The organism is Edaphobacter acidisoli (assembly GCF_014642855.1).
Lineage (GTDB): Bacteria > Acidobacteriota > Terriglobia > Terriglobales > Acidobacteriaceae > Edaphobacter > Edaphobacter acidisoli.
Genome location: NZ_BMJB01000001.1, coordinates 1,229,823 through 1,246,559, shown reverse-complemented (window position 1 = coordinate 1,246,559; position 16,737 = coordinate 1,229,823). Strand labels below are relative to the sequence as shown.

13 protein-coding genes are annotated in these 16,737 nt (G+C 60.6%); 4 read left to right on the top strand and 9 right to left on the bottom strand.

All coding sequences use genetic code 11. From position 1 onward, the window contains the following. Positions 1-3: 3 nt before the first annotated feature. Entirely contained in the window at positions 4-522 is a 519-nt protein-coding gene (gene lspA / locus IEX36_RS05035; protein WP_188758190.1) for a signal peptidase II, read from the bottom strand. Between the two features lie 127 nt (positions 523-649). Then, positions 650-3,580, bottom strand: coding sequence for an isoleucine--tRNA ligase (ileS, locus tag IEX36_RS05030; RefSeq protein WP_188758189.1), 2,931 nt, complete (start codon positions 3,578-3,580; stop codon positions 650-652). A gap of 297 nt (positions 3,581-3,877) precedes the next feature. Between ileS and IEX36_RS05025 the strand changes: the two genes are divergently transcribed. Next, the gene (locus tag IEX36_RS05025; RefSeq protein ID WP_188758188.1) at positions 3,878-4,954 is read left to right on the top strand and encodes an energy transducer TonB; all 1,077 of its coding nucleotides are present in this window, start codon (positions 3,878-3,880) and stop codon (positions 4,952-4,954) included. Between the two features lie 255 nt (positions 4,955-5,209). On the opposite strand, the gene IEX36_RS05020 is transcribed toward IEX36_RS05025, so the two are convergent. The 3 genes from IEX36_RS05020 to IEX36_RS05010 form a co-directional block, all read right to left on the bottom strand. Further along, positions 5,210-6,919 carry a methyl-accepting chemotaxis protein gene (locus IEX36_RS05020; RefSeq protein ID WP_188758187.1) on the bottom strand — a complete coding sequence of 570 codons (1,710 nt, stop codon included), beginning with the start codon at positions 6,917-6,919 and terminating at the stop codon, positions 5,210-5,212. A gap of 134 nt (positions 6,920-7,053) precedes the next feature. Further along, positions 7,054-7,392, bottom strand: coding sequence for an energy transducer TonB (locus IEX36_RS05015; protein WP_188758186.1), 339 nt, complete (start codon positions 7,390-7,392; stop codon positions 7,054-7,056). Positions 7,393-7,440: 48 nt separating this feature from the next. After that, positions 7,441-8,043: a class IV adenylate cyclase gene (locus tag IEX36_RS05010; protein ID WP_188758185.1), complete on the bottom strand. Its 603-nt coding sequence runs from the start codon at positions 8,041-8,043 to the stop codon at positions 7,441-7,443. Between the two features lie 46 nt (positions 8,044-8,089). On the opposite strand from IEX36_RS05010, the gene IEX36_RS05005 reads away from it, so the two are divergent. After that, positions 8,090-9,082, top strand: a complete 993-nt coding sequence (locus IEX36_RS05005) for an L-threonylcarbamoyladenylate synthase (protein ID WP_188758184.1) — start codon at positions 8,090-8,092, stop codon at positions 9,080-9,082. Between the two features lie 2 nt (positions 9,083-9,084). On the opposite strand, the gene IEX36_RS05000 is transcribed toward IEX36_RS05005, so the two are convergent. Both IEX36_RS05000 and IEX36_RS04995 read right to left on the bottom strand, forming a co-directional pair. After that, on the bottom strand, positions 9,085-11,085 hold the full coding sequence (locus IEX36_RS05000; RefSeq protein ID WP_188758183.1) for an ABC transporter ATP-binding protein: 2,001 nt from the start codon (positions 11,083-11,085) through the stop codon (positions 9,085-9,087). Between the two features lie 60 nt (positions 11,086-11,145). Beyond that, positions 11,146-11,931 carry a DUF1223 domain-containing protein gene (locus IEX36_RS04995; RefSeq protein WP_188758182.1) on the bottom strand — a complete coding sequence of 262 codons (786 nt, stop codon included), beginning with the start codon at positions 11,929-11,931 and terminating at the stop codon, positions 11,146-11,148. A gap of 308 nt (positions 11,932-12,239) precedes the next feature. On the opposite strand from IEX36_RS04995, the gene hemW reads away from it, so the two are divergent. Together hemW and ltaE are read left to right on the top strand one after the other, a co-directional pair. Next, the gene (gene hemW / locus IEX36_RS04990; RefSeq protein ID WP_188758181.1) at positions 12,240-13,433 is read left to right on the top strand and encodes a radical SAM family heme chaperone HemW; all 1,194 of its coding nucleotides are present in this window, start codon (positions 12,240-12,242) and stop codon (positions 13,431-13,433) included. 20 nt (positions 13,434-13,453) lie between these two features. Next, entirely contained in the window at positions 13,454-14,488 is a 1,035-nt protein-coding gene (ltaE, locus tag IEX36_RS04985; RefSeq protein ID WP_188758180.1) for a low-specificity L-threonine aldolase, read from the top strand. Between the two features lie 5 nt (positions 14,489-14,493). Here ltaE and IEX36_RS04980 read toward each other — a convergent pair whose 3' ends face one another. Further along, positions 14,494-16,287: an ATP-binding protein gene (locus IEX36_RS04980; RefSeq protein WP_188758179.1), complete on the bottom strand. Its 1,794-nt coding sequence runs from the start codon at positions 16,285-16,287 to the stop codon at positions 14,494-14,496. Then, entirely contained in the window at positions 16,284-16,688 is a 405-nt protein-coding gene (locus IEX36_RS04975; RefSeq protein ID WP_188758178.1) for a response regulator, read from the bottom strand. Before IEX36_RS04975 ends, IEX36_RS04980 begins: the two co-directional genes overlap by 4 nt. Positions 16,689-16,737 lie beyond the last annotated feature (49 nt).

Below are 16,737 nucleotides of genomic sequence, written 5' to 3'. Positions count from 1 at the left end.
CAGCTAGTTGTCGGTTGGTTGCGGGTGGAAGATTTCGATCAGGAGGAGGCAGGCTCCGATGACGATGCAGCTGTCGGCTACGTTGAAGTCGGGCCAGTGGTAGTGGATGATGTGGACTTCGAGGAAGTCGACCACGAAGGAGTAGACGAGGCGGTCGTAGAGGTTGCCGAGCGCTCCGCCGAGGATGAGCGCGAGGGCTATGCCGGTGAGGGTGATCTCGCGGCCCATGCGCCAGAGCAGTGCGCCTACGATGATGACCGCGATGATCGAGAAGGCGACGAGCGAGTCGCGGACGACGAGGGGTGAGAGCGAGTCGGCGAAGAGCGAGAAGGCCGCGCCGGTGTTGAGCACGTGCGTCAGGCGGAAGACGCGCGGGATGATCGTGATGGCGAAGCCGGGACGGATGTGGTGGATGATCCAGAGCTTCGAGAGGCGGTCGAGCAGGATGACGAGCGCGGCGATGAGGAAGAGGACGGGGCGTTTGTCGGTGGTCTTGTGCTGGCCTGGGGCGCTGGTGGTCATTGAGTGCGTCTCTTCGGAATCTATAAGTCGGGCTTTCAGCCCTCTGGTTCTTTTATTTCTGACCTGGGGCTTCGCCCCAGGCTGGTATGAGTCGGGCCTTTGGCCCTCTTGTTTTGCTCTCCGTGGTCTATGAGTACGGAGGGAAGTTGATGGCGGTGAGGGCTTCTGCGCAGCGCAGGCAGACGGTGGGGTATTTTTCTTCCTTGCCTACGTCGGAGGTGTAGCGCCAGCAGCGTTCACACTTGGTTCCGGTGGCCCGTTCAACAATTGGCCTATAAACACCGCCTCCTTTGAAGCTAACAGCGGCTCCGCCTTGAATCCCGAGATCATTTATTGAAACAGAGGAAACATTGAAAAGCTCAGGTAAGGCAGATTGATACTTCTCTAAAATTCCCACGTAAGAAGCCATCGATTCGATCTGAACGGCAGCATCTAGGCCTTTACCAATCGATCCGGCTTTCCGTAGATGCTCGAGCTGTTCGAGAGTAGCTGTACGTGCTCCCAGTAGGTATTGCCATTCCGTCAGCAACTCCTCTTTCATGGCTGCTGTAACGAAGTCTTCGGGGTTAGGAAACAGGGCCAGGTGGACGCTGGGTTCGCGGCCCTCTATCTTCGGAAGGAGTTGCCAGACTTCGTCGGCGGTGAAGCTTAGGATGGGGGCGATGAGGCGGGTTAGGGTTTCGGCGATGCGCCAGAGGGCGGTTTGGGCGCTGCGGCGGGCGGGGTGGTTTGGCGCGAAGGTGTAGAGACGGTCTTTTAAGACGTCGAGGTAGAGGGCGCTGAGGTCGGTGTTGGTGAATTCGTTGAGCGCGTGGTAGGCGCGGTGGAATTCGAACTCGTCGTAGGCGGTGCGGATTTTTTCGGTGAGCTGCGCTAGCTTGGCGAGGATGTATTGGTCTAAAGGTTCGAGCTTCGCGAAGTCTTTGACTGCGTTCGTTGCGGGATCGAAGTCGCTGAGGTTGCTCAGGAGGAAGCGAAGCGTGTTGCGCAGCTTGCGGTAGTTGTCGCTGACGCGCTGCATGAGGTTTTCGCTGGCGGCTACGTCTTCGCGGAAGTCTACCGATGCTACCCAGAGGCGGACGATCTCGCCGCCGAGACGTTTGGCGATGTCTACAGGATCGACGCCGTTGCCGAGTGATTTCGAGAAGGCGCGGCCTTGCTCGTCGAGCGTCCAGCCGCTGGTGGCGACCATTTTGTATGGCGCGATGCCGCGCATTCCTACTGCGCAGAGCAGTGAGGAGTGGAACCAGCCGCGGTGCTGGTCGCCGCCTTCGGTATAGAGGTCAACGGGGATGGGGCGGAGCGTTGGCTCCTGCTCGACGACGGCGTGCCAGCTTGCTCCGGACTCGAACCAGACGTCGAGGATGTCCATCTCTTTGCGGAACTCGGTGTGGCCGCACGTGCACTTTGTGCCTGCTGGGAGCAGCGCGGAGACGTCGTGGGTGTACCAGGCGTCGGCGCCTTCTTTGTGGAAGAGATCGACGATGCTCTTGTTGATGGCCTTGTCGTTGAGTGGGGTGCCGCATTTTTCGCAGAGAAAGACGGCGATGGGCACGCCCCAGATGCGCTGGCGCGAGATGCACCAGTCGGGGCGCGTGGCGATCATGTTAGAGATGCGCTCTTCGCCCCAGGCGGGGTCCCACTTCACTTTTTTTATCTCGTCGAGGGCACGCTGGCGGAAGGTGGTCTCTGCGCCTTCGGGCGTGAACATCGGGGTTTCCATGCCGATGAACCACTGCTCGGTGGCGCGGACGATGACGGGGTTGTGGCAGCGCCAGCAGTGTGGGTAGGAGTGCTGGAACTCGGTGGCGCTGAGGAGCGCGCCTTTTTCGCGGAGAACCTCGATGATGGTGGGGTTCGATTTGAAGACGGTCTGGTCTTCGTAGGGCTGTGCGGCGTGGCCTCCGTGCTGCGCGGTGTGGCGGTGGCGGCCGGCGTTGTCGACGTATTGGATCTCGGGCAGGTTGTAGCGCTTGCCGGTGTAGAAGTCGTCGACGCCATGGGCGGGGGCGGTGTGGACGGCTCCGGTGCCTTGCTCGGCGGTGACGTAGGGCGCGACTACGCCGAGGACCTGGCGGTCGAGGAATGGATGCTGGAAGGTGGTGTGCTCGAGCGCGGAGCCTTTGAAGCGGGCGATCTCGGTGGCGTCGAGATCGCAGGCTTCGGCCGTTTGTTTGGCCAAGTCGGCGAGGACGATGTACGTGGCGCCGTCGGAGTTTTTGAGTGCGACGTAGTCGAGGATTGGGTTGAAGGCCACGGCTTGCGATGCGGGAAGCGTCCAGGGGGTGGTGGTCCAGATGATGGTATAGACGTTCTGACCACTCAGTTTTGGTGAAATTGCGGTTGGGTCGGATGTGAGCTTGTAGCGGACGTAGACGCTGGGGCTGGTGTGCTGTTCGTACTCGACCTCGGCTTCGGCGAGGGCGGTGCGGTCGTGGATGCACCAGTAGACGGGTTTGAGGCCCTTGTAGACGAAGTTGTTTTCGAAGAAGTCGTAGAAGGTTTCTGCGATGGCGGCTTCGTACTGGAACGACATGGTGAGGTAGGGGTCGTTCCAGCGCCCGAAGACGCCGATGCGTTCGAACTGCGAGCGCTGGAGATCGACGTATTTCTGCGCGTACTCGCGGCAGGCGCGGCGGACGGCGATGGGGTCCATCTCGAGCTTTTTGCGGCCGAGCTGTTCGTCGACTTTGATCTCGATGGGCAGGCCGTGGCAGTCCCAGCCGGGGACGTAGGGGGCGTCGAATCCGGCCATGGTCTTGGTTTTGACGACGAAGTCCTTGATGCACTTGTTGAGCGCGTGGCCGAGGTGGATGGCTCCGTTGGCGTAGGGAGGGCCGTCGTGGAGGATGTATCTGGGGGCGCCGGCGCGGGCGGCGCGAATCTGGCCGTAGAGGTCCTGTTTCTGCCAGGATTCGAGGCGGATGGGCTCGTTGACGGGCAGGTTCGCCTTCATGGCAAAGGGCGTTTGTGGCAGGTTTAGCGTTGACTTCAGGGCCTTAGCGGGCTGGGCGGGGCTTTGATCGGCAACAGGCTTCTGGACAGGCGTTTCCGGCATTCTTTCCTCTTGTTTCCTGGTTGGCGGAGGTGTAGATTGCGCCAAACCTCTATTGTAGCCGGGTGACAGTGTGACGAACGTAACGTCGAAGAGACATTCGGTGTGTAAAGTGCGTCCAATTGTGCAAGCAGAGTGTCGTGAATATTTGTAGAATGTTTTCGGAGCCACGTGACGTGCGCAGGAACACACGATGAAACCGGCGGCAGACCGGGAACGTAGACATAGTAGAGTGAGTGCGCACGACTTTTGATTTGGGGTGGATAGGCCGCGGGCCGGCTCCACCGAGGCGAGCAGTTTATGGCGAACATATTGGTGACACCGCCCGAGACCGAACCGGACAAGCCAGGACCTGTGCTTCGTCCCGGGGCTGATGAGCCGCACCTGAATGAAGAGACCGATGGGTCGATGTGGGTCTCGCTGCTCTCGAATATTCGAGATGCGTTCAGACCGAAGGAAGCTCCGCTGAAGCTGGATTCGCGCCCTGCGGACAATGATCTGATTATTGAAGAAAAGGGAGTTTTTGGCTCGCTGTGGGCGAGTGTGCGGGATGTGTTCTTCCCGGAGAAGCTGCCGCCGCTGCAGTTGGAGTCGAAACCGATCGCTGTTGTTGATCGGATGAAAGTGAAACGGGACCCCACCTCGACTGCGATTGCAGTGGTGGTTCACGGGCTGATTATTTTGATGATCGCGTTTCTGCTGGCGAAGAAGGTGAAGTTCTCGGCGCCGGTGAAGCAACAAGAGTTGACCGATGTGAAGATTCCGCCGATGGCACCCATGAAGAAGGAAGCGATGGGTGGTGGCGGCGGACAGCGTGGACCGACTCCGGTGACCAAAGGAACGCCGCCGAAGTTCTCTGAGACGCAGATTACTCCGCCGAAAGCTCCGCCGTTGCAGCCGCCGAAGATTGCGGTCGAGCCTACGATTGATGTCCAGAAGGACGTCAAGATGGCGTCGAGCATTCCGCAGCTTGGCGTGGCGAACTCTCCGATTGTCGGGTTTTCCATGGGCAATGGGCGCGGCACGGGTATGGGTTCAGGCAATGGTGATGGACTCGGGCCGGGTTCGGGCGGTAACACGGGCGGCGGGGTGAGGCATATTGGGGGCGGGGTTTCGGCGCCGGTGCTGATCTATTCTGTCGAGCCAGAATTCTCTGAGGAAGCGCGAAAAGCCAAAGTTGCGGGTAACGTGCTGGTGAGCCTGTGGGTTGATCAGAATGGGTTGCCGAGCCATGTGCGTGTGATTCGCGGCGTGGGCATGGGACTGGATGAGAATGCTGTGGCTGCGGTGAAGCAGTACAGGTTCAAGCCAGCGATGGAGAATGGCAAGCCGGTGACGGTGGAACTGAATGTTGAGGTGAACTTCCAGATCTTCTAGCATTCGTTGTGCTACCGGGCGAAAAGCAGATTCCTTCCCCTTCGACTTCGCTCAGGGTGCGGAATGGAAATGCAAACGCAGATCCCCTTCGGGGATGACAAACAAGAAATGTACGAGGGTTCTTCGCTTCGCTCAGAATGACAGGCGTTTTGCGAAGATGACGGACGTTTGGAGAAATGACAGAGAGTTCGTGAAGTGGATAAAAAGAGGCCCGCCGGTTGGCGGGCCTTTCGATTTGGACCAGGGGAGCTGCGTTTATACGGGTTGAAGAGAGGGTGAGGTGTGCGGCACGGGAGGCATCGGCGTGCGGAAATGCCTTGCCTCGGCTGATTGCAGGCGGAAGCGATCGACCTGCTGCTCGAGCGCGGCTGCGGTGGAGCGGAGGGACTCGATGCCGGATGCGGTGGTGGCCATCTCGGTGAGGTTGTCGTGGCTGAGTGAGTGGATGGAATCGAGGCTGGCGCTGGATTGATCGGCGGCGGCGGCCTGCTGGGATGCGGCGATGGCGATCTGGGCGATCATGCGGTCGACGCGCTCGGCCATGCCGATGATTTTTTCGAGGGCTTCACCGGCTGAGGTGGTGGTGATGACGCCTTTCTGGACCGTCTCGGTGCCGCTCTCCATACTGGCGATGGCGGTGCGGGTGCGGTCCTGAATGCCTTGAATCATGCTGGCGATTTCGCCGGTGGCTTGCGCGGTGGATTCGGCGAGGCGGCGGACCTCTCCGGCGACGACGGCGAAGCCTCGGCCCTGGTCGCCGGCGCGGGCCGCTTCGATCGCGGCGTTGAGGGCGAGGAGGTTAGTCTTGCGGGCGATCTCGTCGATGACGGTGACGATCTGCGAGATTTTGCGGGAGTCGTCTCCAAGGAGGGTGACGGTGGAGGAGGTGTCGCTGACGGCGGAGGCGATGGAGTGCATGTTGCCGAGTACTTCTTTGACGATGGTGCCGCCGTCGCGTGCGGTCTCGGCTGCGTCGCGTGCAGTTTCGGCGGCGGACTGGGTGTGGCGGGAGACTTCGGCGATGGAGGCGGACATCTCCTGCATGGCTGTTGCGGCTTGTTGGGTTTGCTGGCTCTGCTGGTCGATGCGGCGGTGCATCTGGTCGCTTGAGTTGCGCATGGAGACGGCGCTGGAGCTGAGCGAGCCGGAGGTGTTGGCGACGGTGCCGATGATGCTGCTCAGGCTGGACTGCATCTTCGACATGGCAGCGGCGAGGGTGCCGATCTGGTCGTTGCTTTCGAGGTCGAGCGGTTGGCCGGTGAGGTCGCCGTCGGCGATGGCGTCGGCGCGTTCGGCGACGAGCGTGATGGCGCTGGTGATGCGGCGGGCGAGCAGGAACGAGATGATGCCGCCGACGAGCGCGCCGAAGATGGTGGCGAGCCAGAGCGTCCAGAGCGTGGAGCGGTTGGCGGCGCGGAGCTGGGCGAGCTCTTCGTTGGTCTGGACCATCTGGGACTGGGCCATGTCGGCGATGGTGGAGTGAATGTTTCTCTCAAGCGGGAGGATCTGGTTTTGCAGGGTGTCGTAGGCCTGCGCTGTGCCTTGTGAGGTCTTAGTCTCGTTGAGAGTCTCGACTTTTTCTTCAAGAGGTTTGAGAGCGATGAGACCGGATTCGATGGAGGCGAGGCGTGGTGCATCGCCTCCGAGGTCAAAGTGCATCGAGTCCTGATGGACCTTTTCGAGCGAGGCTTCGGCCATGGAGAACTGCTGCGCGCGCGCCTGGCGATAGGCGGCGGAAGAAGCTGGGTCGAGGCCGAAGAGGATGTAGGACTCGAGGCCGCTGATGGTCGCGGTGAGGTGCGAGTCGACGTCGTTGCTGCCGACGAGGAGAGGGATGCGGTTGTTGTTGATGACGTCGGAGAGGTGATTGGCCTCCTCGATACGGACATGGGCCGTGAAGGCGCTGAGGAGCATGGCCACGATGAGGCAGCCAGTGCTGAGGCCGAGCTTTGATTCGAGTTTCATGTGTGTGTCCTTACCTTGCGCGGTGGTTGTCGGTAACGAGAGATCGGTGCAAGAGCGGAGTTGCGGCAGCGGCGAGAAGCAGGTCCTCCCGCTGCGCGGAAGGATGACAATCCACTTGCAGCAACTGCGATGGTCTACTGGCCGTCGATGTCGAAGTTGACGTCGATTTCGGATTCGGTGGGTGCGGGAGCAGGGGCGAAGTGCCAACGCTTGACTGCGTCCTCGGCTGCGGGAGCGAGCAGGGCGTGGCCTGATTCGACCTTGGTGTTGGAGACGGTGCCGTTGGCGTCGACCGAGACCAGGAGCACGACTTTGCCGCCAACGTGCATGCGGCGGGCGAGCTCTGGATAGACCGGAGCGACGCGGGAGACGATGGCACGATGGACATTGACGGCGTGAGCAGTGCCAGCCACGCCAAGCACCATGCTGCCAAGGGCGAGGAGTGAAGATGATTTACGGATTCGGGTAGCCAAGGGAACCTCCATGGGATAGAGGTTGTATCGGCTGGAGCGAGGGAGGCTTTAACGCTGAAGCAGGGCTGCGGTCTCGCTGAAGGTGAGGTTTTCGGCGGGGCTTCCGGTGCGCTGCTTCCAATCGAGGAAGAGTTTGCCGTAGCTGTCGGTGGTGCAGGAGGCGTGATTGGTGCCCAGTTTGGCGAGGGTTTCGTCGATCCATGCGGGCGGGCCTTCGAGCTCGGCGAAGGTGCCGATGGGGGTCTCGTCGAGGACGAGATGGCCCGTTACTTTGGTGCTGATGGACTGCGACCATTCGCTGCGGTACTTCTCGTAGACGAAGACGGGAGCGTAGCCGAGCTGGGAGAAGATGTCGGCGAGGGCGTCGGCGTCGGCGACGGTGGTCTCGGTTTCGATGCGGAGTTTGTAGCGGGTCTGGTCGACGCCGGCTTCGGTGGACATGCGCTTGTGCGTGACGGTCGCGGTGGAGCCGTACTGGCGGATACGGAGGATCTGGCGGGTGGCGCGGAGGGCGCGATCGGGGGTGTCGTAGAGGGTGTTGTATTCGAAGGTGCGGGGGGTGTCCTGGTGGAAGCCGAGCTGGACGAGGCGAGATTCGAGGGATGCGATGTCGGCGACGGGGAACTTCAGCTCGATTTCGGGGGCCTGCATGGGGTGAGTATACGGCTGATGCGGGGTGCGCGGATAGGATGGAAGTATGGTGACTGAGAGGCTGGAGGGTGGGTTGGGTGTGCTGCGCGCGGCGGAGTTGCTGAGGCGCGGCGGGACTGTGGCGTTTCCGACGGAGACGGTGTATGGGCTGGGCGCGAATGCTTTGGACGCGGAGGCGGTGGCGAGGATTTTTGCTGCGAAGGAGCGGCCGGGGTGGGACCCGGTGATTGTGCATGTGAGCGATCGGCTGATGCTGGAGCGGGTTGCAGTGGTTTCGGATGAGATGGCGGAGCGGGTTGAGGCACTGATGGCGGCGTTTTGGCCGGGACCGCTGACGTTGTTGCTGCCGCGCAGTGCGGCGGTGCCGGATTCGGTGACAGCGGGTAGGCCGCTGGTGGGGGTGAGGATGCCGTCGCATCCGATTGCGCTGGAGCTGATTTTAACGGCGCAGGTTCCGGTGGCGGCGCCGAGTGCGAATCGGTTTGGGCGGATTAGTCCGACGACTGCTGCGCATGTGCTCGGAGATTTGGACGGGAGGATCGACGCGGTGCTCGATGGCGGGCCGACGCAGGTTGGCGTGGAGTCTACCGTGCTGGATGTGGGGCAGATGATGATCTATCGGCCAGGTGCGGTGACGGCGGAGATGATTCGCGCGGTGGCGGGCGAGATGCGGGTGTTTGCTGGCGGGGATGCTGTGAGCAAGCCGGAGAGTTTGCCTTCGCCCGGAGTGGGAATGCGGCATTATGCTCCGCGGGCTCGGCTGGTGCTGGTTTCAGGGGAGGCTGCGTTGCAGGAGGTCGTGGCTGGTCTTGTGGATGTTGGCGTGATGTTGCCGGATGGATGGAATGCTGGGGCGGCTGTGCGGGAGTTTTCCTGGGGGGCTTGGGATGATCCGGCGGTTTTGGCGCAGAGGTTGTTTGCGGGGTTGCGGGAGTTGGATGAGGCTGGGGTTGCGGTAATTGTTTGCCCGGTGCCGGAGATGGGTGGGTTGGGGGATGCTCTTCGGGACCGGTTGGAGAAGGCTGCTCGGGTGAAGTAGGACTAGTCGGCTGAGAGTGGTTGGAAGGCAGCGGTTTCGGCGCCGGGTTCCTGATCTTTGTACTGGAGTTGGTAGAGCTTCCAGTAGAGGCCGCGGTGGGAGAGCAGTTCCTGGTGGGTACCTCGCTCGCGGAGATGTCCTTTGTGCATGACGAGGATGGTATCGGCGGACTGGATGGTGGAGAGCCGGTGCGCGATGAGGATGGACGTGCGGCCGGTGATCATGCGGGAGAGGGCGAGGCGGACGCGGAGCTCGGTGTCGGTGTCGACGGAGCTGGTGGCCTCGTCGAGGATGAGGATGCGGGGCGAGTGCGCGAGTGCGCGAGCGAAGCTGATGAGTTGCTTCTGGCCAGTGGAGAGCGTGGCGCCGCGCTCCTGCACGGGTTCGTTGAACTTGCCCGGCAGGGTGCGGATGAAGTCGCCGATGTTGACGTCGTCGCAGGCGCGCTGGAGGCGCTCGTCAGTGATCCAGGAGGAGCCGAGGCGGACATTGTCGGCGATGGTGCCGGTGAAGAGGAATGGGTCCTGCAGGACGACGCCGAAGCGTTGGCGAAGTTTGGTGAGGTCCTGCTGGCGGACGTCCACGTCGTCGACGAGGATGCTGCCGTGCTGGATATCGTAGAAGCGCATCATCAGTGCAGTGATGGTGGTTTTGCCTGCGCCGGTGTGGCCGACGATGGCGGCGGTCTCATCGGGCTCGATGACGAAGCTGACGCCCATGAGGACCCACTCGATGTCGGCGAAGGTGCGGAGGTCTTCTTCGGTGGCGGTGGCGATGCGGGCGCGTTGGGCGTCGTCGAGCTTTTGATAGGTGAACCAGACGTTGCGGAACTCGATGCGTCCTGAGTTGTTGCCGGGGATTGGGTTAGCGGGCGAGACGATCTCGGATTGCGTGTCGAGGAGCTTGAAGACGCGCTCGCTGGCGGCCATGGCGGCTTGCAGGATGTTGTATTTGTCGCTGAGGTCCTGAATGGGGCGGAAGAATCGCTGCGCGTACTGGATGAAGGCGATGAGGACGCCGAGGGTGACGGTGCCGAAGATGCCTTCGATGCGGCCTGAGAGCGCAGCTTCGTTACGCAGGACGGCCCATCCTCCAAACCAGATGATGAGCGCGATGGCGGTGGAGCTGAGGAACTCGACGATGGGGTAGTAGAGGGCGTAGGCGAAGATGGCGTCGGTCCAGGCCTTTTTGTTTTCGGCGTTGACCTGGGAGAAGTCGTGGAAGGCGCGGCGCTCGCGGTTGAAGAGCTGCACGACGCTCATGCCGGAGACGTACTCCTGCGTGAAGGAGTTGATGCGGGCGGTGGCAGCGCGCTGGCGTCGGTAGCTGTCGCGGACGTAGCGGCGGAAGATGCGCGTGGCGTAGAGGATGATCGGGATGACGGAGACGGCAAGCAGTGCCAGAGGCCAGCTCATGCGCAACATGATGATAACGATGAAGCTGAGGACGAAGACGTCTTCAAAGATGGCGAGGACGCCGGAGGTGAACATCTCGTTGAGCGCGTCGACGTCGGAGGTGACGCGGGTGACGAGGCGGCCGACTGGGTTGCGGTCGAAGAAGGCGGGAGACATGCGCTGGAGATGACGGAAGATCTGACTGCGCAGGTCAAACATGATCTTCTGGCCGGTCCACTGCATCATGTAGGTCTGGAGGAACTCCAGGCCGAAGGTGATGAAGAGGGACGCAAGGTAGAGGGCACCGATCTGGGCGATGCCGGCCAGGGGATTGCGGTTGAGGTGCCGGGCGAGCCAGCCGAGTTTCTCGTATGGCGTCCTGGTCATGTAGGTGTCGACTGCGACTTTGACGAGCCAGGGGCCGGCTACATCGCTGCCTGCTTTGAAGATGATGGCGAAGGCAGAGAGGATTGCCTGCAGCTTGTACGGGCGGAGGTAGGTGAGCAGACGGCGCATCAGGCGTCCGTCGTAGGCTTTGCCGACAACGTCGTCTTCGAGTGCGGTCTTCTTTTGTGGTTCGGACTTTTTGTCCGGCTTCGCGTCTGCCATGTTCCCAGGTACATTATTCCAGATGCGCAACGTCGATATACGATTCGGCGATCCCGGCAATTATGGTGTGACGGAAGCGGTAACTGCGCCCAGGACGGGGCCGTTGTCTTTGCTTTGAGCGAAGACAATGAGGCGCATTGCGGCTGGCTTAGAATCTTTTGGGGCTTCGATGGTAAATGAGTGTGGGCCGGAACGAAGGTCCTTCAAGCTGCCGATGTGCTGGAAGGTGCGGACGACGTTTACAAACTGGAGGCTGTGGCCTTTGTTTTCACCGCCGCTGACATTGGTCGTGTCGGAAGGGTCGACGAGTGCAGCGTAGAGGTCGCCCTTCAGGGTATCCGTTGGCGTAGCAATCGATATAGAAGCGGCTATGCGATCGCCGTCGACGTTGGCCTTCGAGAGAACGAGATTGAGCTTTGTGGCCTGCGACTGATGCTGAATTGCGTCGAGAATATGCCTTGAATCGGTGCCGACGAACTGGCTGGCACCGTCAACGACGATCTGTGGGGTATAGATGTCTGGAACCCGGAAGATGGTTCCGTAAGCGCGCTGCCGATCGGTAAGCGAGGCAGAGGAGAAGCGGTCGCGCCAGCCCTGGTGATCCCAGTAATCGACATGTTCGCTGAGCACGATGATATTGGCGGTTTGGACTGGCTGGAGCTCGCTGAGCTTTGCCAGCAGCGTGTCCGCGGGTGGGCAGCTCGAACAACCTTCTGAGGTGAACAGCTCAACCAGCACCGGTGTACGGGTTGAGGTCTGTGCGTCGGCGACGCGAAGAGACGCTGAGAACAGGACGAGAAGCGCGGCACTAACGGTCAATGCGCGCAGTCGGGGCTGACGATCCATGAGCACACTCCTGCTTACGGCATTTTGACGCAGCGGATATTGAAGGGATTCTATTATTTACAAAGATTTGCGCATTTTTAGATCGCAGAGTCGAGCCATGCGAGGGTGCGGCTACATGCCGCCGATGTGCAGCAGAACAGTGAGCAGCGCTATCACTGCGGCGCTGATGGCGATTGTGCGTATCCACCTGTTGACATGCCCACCCATTTGCTTCACCTGTTCCTTACTTTGTTAGACGCGAAAGTCCGATTTAAAGTCGCTTTCTTAGCGGTGAGAATGGCATGAAACAATCATGAAGAGGCCTCTGTATGACTTCGCCGGTGGGTGTCTATATCTCGGTGCCGTTCTGCAAGGCGAAGTGCAGCTTCTGTAACTTCGCTTCGGATGCTTTTGCTTCGGACAGGATGCAGGGATATGTGGACCGGCTTTGCAGGGAGATGAGCCAGGCGCATGATGGGGCGGCTGCGCTGGGAGCAACACTGCCCACGGTTGCGGATACCGTTTACTTTGGCGGAGGGACGCCGAGTTTATTGTCTGGTGGGCAGTTCCGGCAGATATTTGATCGGTTGCGTGAGGAGTTTGAGCTGGCGACGGGTGCGGAGATTACGCTTGAGTGCGCTCCGGGGCAGGTTGCCGACGAGACGCTGGAGGAGTTGCTGCGGCTGGAGATGAACCGCATCAGTTTTGGCGTGCAGTCGTTTGTGGATAAGGAAAGTAGTGCAGTGGGACGGCTGCACACACGCGAGGAGTGTCTTGCGGAGATTGCGCGGGTGAGAGCGGCTGGCGTTCGAGATACCAGCCTTGATTTGATTGCTGGGTTGCCGTATCAGACGGAAGAGAGCTGGCGGTTTTCGGTGGAGCAGGCGATTGCGAGTGGCGTCGAGCATGTGAGTGTTTACATGCTGGAGGTGGATGAAGAGTCGCGGCTTGGGCGTGAGGTGATGCGGCAGGGAACGAAATACCATGCGGCTGCAGTGCCTTCGGACGATCAGGCGGCTGAGTGGTATCAGTTGGGGTGCGAGATGTTTGAGGCGGCGGGCGTGCAGCAGTATGAGATTTCGAACTTTGCGCGGGAAGGGCATCGTTCGCGACACAATTTGAAGTATTGGCAGCGGCAGCCTTATGTGGGGTTTGGGCTGGATGCGCATTCGATGTTGCTGACGGAGACGGGTGGGGTTCGGTTTGCCAATGTAGATGATCTGGATGCGTATGTGGGCGGGCCGTTTGCTCCGCGTGTTGCGGCGACCCCGGATTGGATTGGCGCGGAGCAGGCGTTTGAAGAGTCGTTGTTTCTCGGGTTGCGACTGAATGAGGGGGTTAGGCTGGAGCAGTTGCAGAATGAGTTTGGTGATGCGATGGTTGCGGCTGTGATGCCTGCGCTGGCTGAGGTTCGGGATGCAGGGCTGGTCGAGGTTGAGGGCGATTGTGTGCGGCTTACGGCGCGGGGGCGGATGGTGTCGAATGAGGTCTTCAGCCGGTTGCTGATTGAGGCAGCGGTTTAGTTCTGATATTTGAGGCGCGGATGACTGAGTGGATTGATCTGAGGAGCGATACCGTTACGAAGCCTACGGCGGCGATGCGTGAGGCGATGGCGGCGGCTGAGGTGGGCGACGACGTCTATGGTGAAGACCCCACGGTGAATCGGCTGGAGCGTGAGGCTGCGGACGTCTTTGGCAAAGATGTTGCGATCTTTGTGCCGACGGGCACGATGGGGAATCAGATTGCGATTCGACTGCACACGCAGCATGGGCAGGAGGTCATCTGCGAGTCGCGCGCGCATGTGCTGGATTGGGAGATGGCGACGATGGCGTCGTTCTCCGGCTGCGTGGCGCGCACGGTTGCTGCTGAACGCGGGATTCTGACGTGGGAGCTGGTGCGGAAGGTGATTGGGCCGAAGCTGTATTTTCGCGCGCAGACGGGGTTGATCTGCGTGGAGAACACGCACAATATGGCTGGCGGCACGGTGACTCCGCTCGGCAATCTGCGGGAGATTTGGGCGGGCGCGCGTGAGGCGGGACTGCCGGTGCATCTGGATGGCGCGCGTATCTTCAATGCGGCTGCAGCACTTGGGGTGAGTGTGGCGGAGCTTTCGAGCGGCTTCGATACGGTGATGTTTTGTTTATCGAAGGGGCTGGGCGCGCCGGTGGGGTCGATGCTTGTGGGGAGTCGCCCTGCTATCGAGCGTGCGCGGATCTTTCGTAAGGCTTTGGGTGGGGGAATGCGGCAGGCTGGTGTGCTGGCTGCTGCTGGATTAATTGCTCTTAACGAGATGCCGAAGCGGTTGCATGAAGATCATGCCAATGCGCGATTGCTCGCGGAGGCGGTTGCGGGGCTTCCTGGTGTGGAGATCGATTTGGAGTGCGTTCAGACGAACATCGTTATCTTTTCGTTGTGCGATGGTGATGCTGGTGCGTTTGTTGCTGCGCTAAAACAGAGAGGTGTGCTGGCGAGCGCGATCGGGCCTCATGCGGTGCGGTTTGTGACGCACTACGATGTGAGCCGTGAGGCTTGCGAACGAGCTGCAGGGATTGCGTCGGAGTTGCTGCGGGCGAGGTAAGGGCTTCAGTCGCCGGCGGCGATGATGGGGTTGGAGGCGAGGAAGACGCTGACGGAGGTGCCGTGTGAGTTGCCGTTGGTGTTGCTGGCGATCTCGATTGCTCCTCCGTGTTTGCTGATGATGCCGCGGCTGACCCAGAGACCGAGTCCGGTGCCGTGTTCGCCTTTGGTGGTGAAGAAGGGCTGGAAGAGATGGGGGCGTACATCGTCTGAGATGCCCGCGCCGTTATCGGCGATGATGATGGTGGCGCCGTCGGGGAGCTTCTGACCGTTTGGACCGGGGCCAGGGGGATTGGGTGCGATTCTTATCGAGACCTCGCCACCTCGACCTGCTGCTTCGGCGGCGTTGGTGATGAGGTTGGTGAAGACTTGTCGCAACTCGGCGGGGTAGCCTGCTACGGCGACGTCGGCTGGCAGGTCGATGGCGACGGAGACGCCGAGGTCGGCGAAGCGGCGGTCCATCAGCAGGAGAATCTCCTTGAGCATCCTTTTGAGATCGACGGAGACCGGGGCCTTGGATTCGCGGTAGAGGCCGAGCATGGCACGGCTGATCTGAGTAACACGCGCCAGTTCCTGTTCAGCCATGTCCATGAACTGCCGTGATTCCTCCGGGGTTACGCCATTGCGCATGAGATAAAGCAGGTTGGAGACGGAGTCGAGCGGGTTGTGGATTTCGTGCGCGATGGTGGCGGCGAGACGGCCAGCGACGGCCAGCTTTTCGTTGGCGAGCAGCGCCTCCTGCGTGCGGCGCTCGAGGGTGATGTCGCGGAAGACGAGGACGATGCCAGTGATCTCGCCGTTCTGGCCGCGGATGGGCGCGCCGCTGTCGGCGATGTTAAGCTCGGTGCTGTCTTTGCGGATAAGGATGGTGTGGTTGGCGAGATCGATGACGCGATCTACCTGCTTCACTTTTGCAACAGGGTCTTCCATCGGGTTGCGGGTGGTCTCGTGGACGATGTGGAAGACTTCGTGGAGCGGCTTGCCAAGCGCATCTTCGAGTACCCAGCCTGTCATGTTGCATGCCACGGGGTTCATCATCTGCACATAGCCGGAGGTATCGCAGGAGATGACGCCATCGCCGATGGAGGCGAGCGTGGTGCGTAGGCGCTGCTCGGATTGATATATTTCTTCAGCTCGACGGCCGAGGACTTCAAGAGATGTACGGTAGGCTGCGGAGACGGCATGAAGGCGACTGCGGGTGAAGAGTCCGATTAATATGCCAATCGCCAGCGCAAGCACGAGCAATGCGGCGAGTGTGGCGTGAACCTGGTGGCGCCAGTGGGTGATGCGTTCAGCACGGTTCTGTTCAGCGGTGTGGATGATGCTGGCGACGTCGGCGCGGATTTCGTCCATCAACTCTTTACCGTGTAGGTTCAGATTGACGTCGTTGGTTTTGCCTCCTGCTTTGACGGTGGCGATGAGGGGTAGGGCGAAGGCGTCGTGCCAGGTCTGTTGCTTGTCCTGGAGATCGGCGACATAGCTCATTTCTTCGATATCGCTACCGGAGATGTCGTTGAGGCGTTTGAATTCGGCTGGCAGGCGAGTTTCGGCGTCGAGAAATGGCTGGAGGAAGCGAACGTCGGAGGTGGTCTCGTAGCCGCGGAGGCCGGATTCTTCGTCGACGAGTAGTTTGGAGACAAGTGTTGCCTGGGTGATGCGGGCATCGGAGTCCTGGATGAGCCGGACGGTGTGATTCGCGCCTTGAATTTGCCAGACCAGCGCAGCTGCGGCAATGAGGAGCGCAACAATCGGGAGCAGGAGTACCTGCTTGAGAATCCTGTTGAACTGGCTGAGATTCACGCGGTTCCTCGTCCTTGTCCGGTAGCAGCAGGTTCGCTTGCGGTTTGAAAGAGGGTTTGCAGCTTGTGGAGAAGGATAGGCGCTCCTTCGCCTTTCGTCATATAGAGATCGACCAGGGAGGTGACTTCGGTGGGGAGACCAATGTAGGCGGAAAGCAAAAGGATTGGCACTTCCGGCTTAATTTCGCGCATTTTGGCAGCGACTTCGCCGCCGTGCATCCCGGGCATAGAGTAGTCGAGCACAACAGCTTCGACCGGCTCGGCACGAAAGATGTCGAGCCCTTCCTGTCCGTTGGACGCGGTGAGGACCCTGTACCCGGAACGTTCCAAGAGGATCTTGCGGACCTTGAGGCCGATTAATTCGTCGTCGACGCAGAGGACTAGATGGGGTACCTGTGCCATAGAACTCCGGGTGCTTGTTAACAGTATAAGAGGCTGTGCTTAGGGCAGT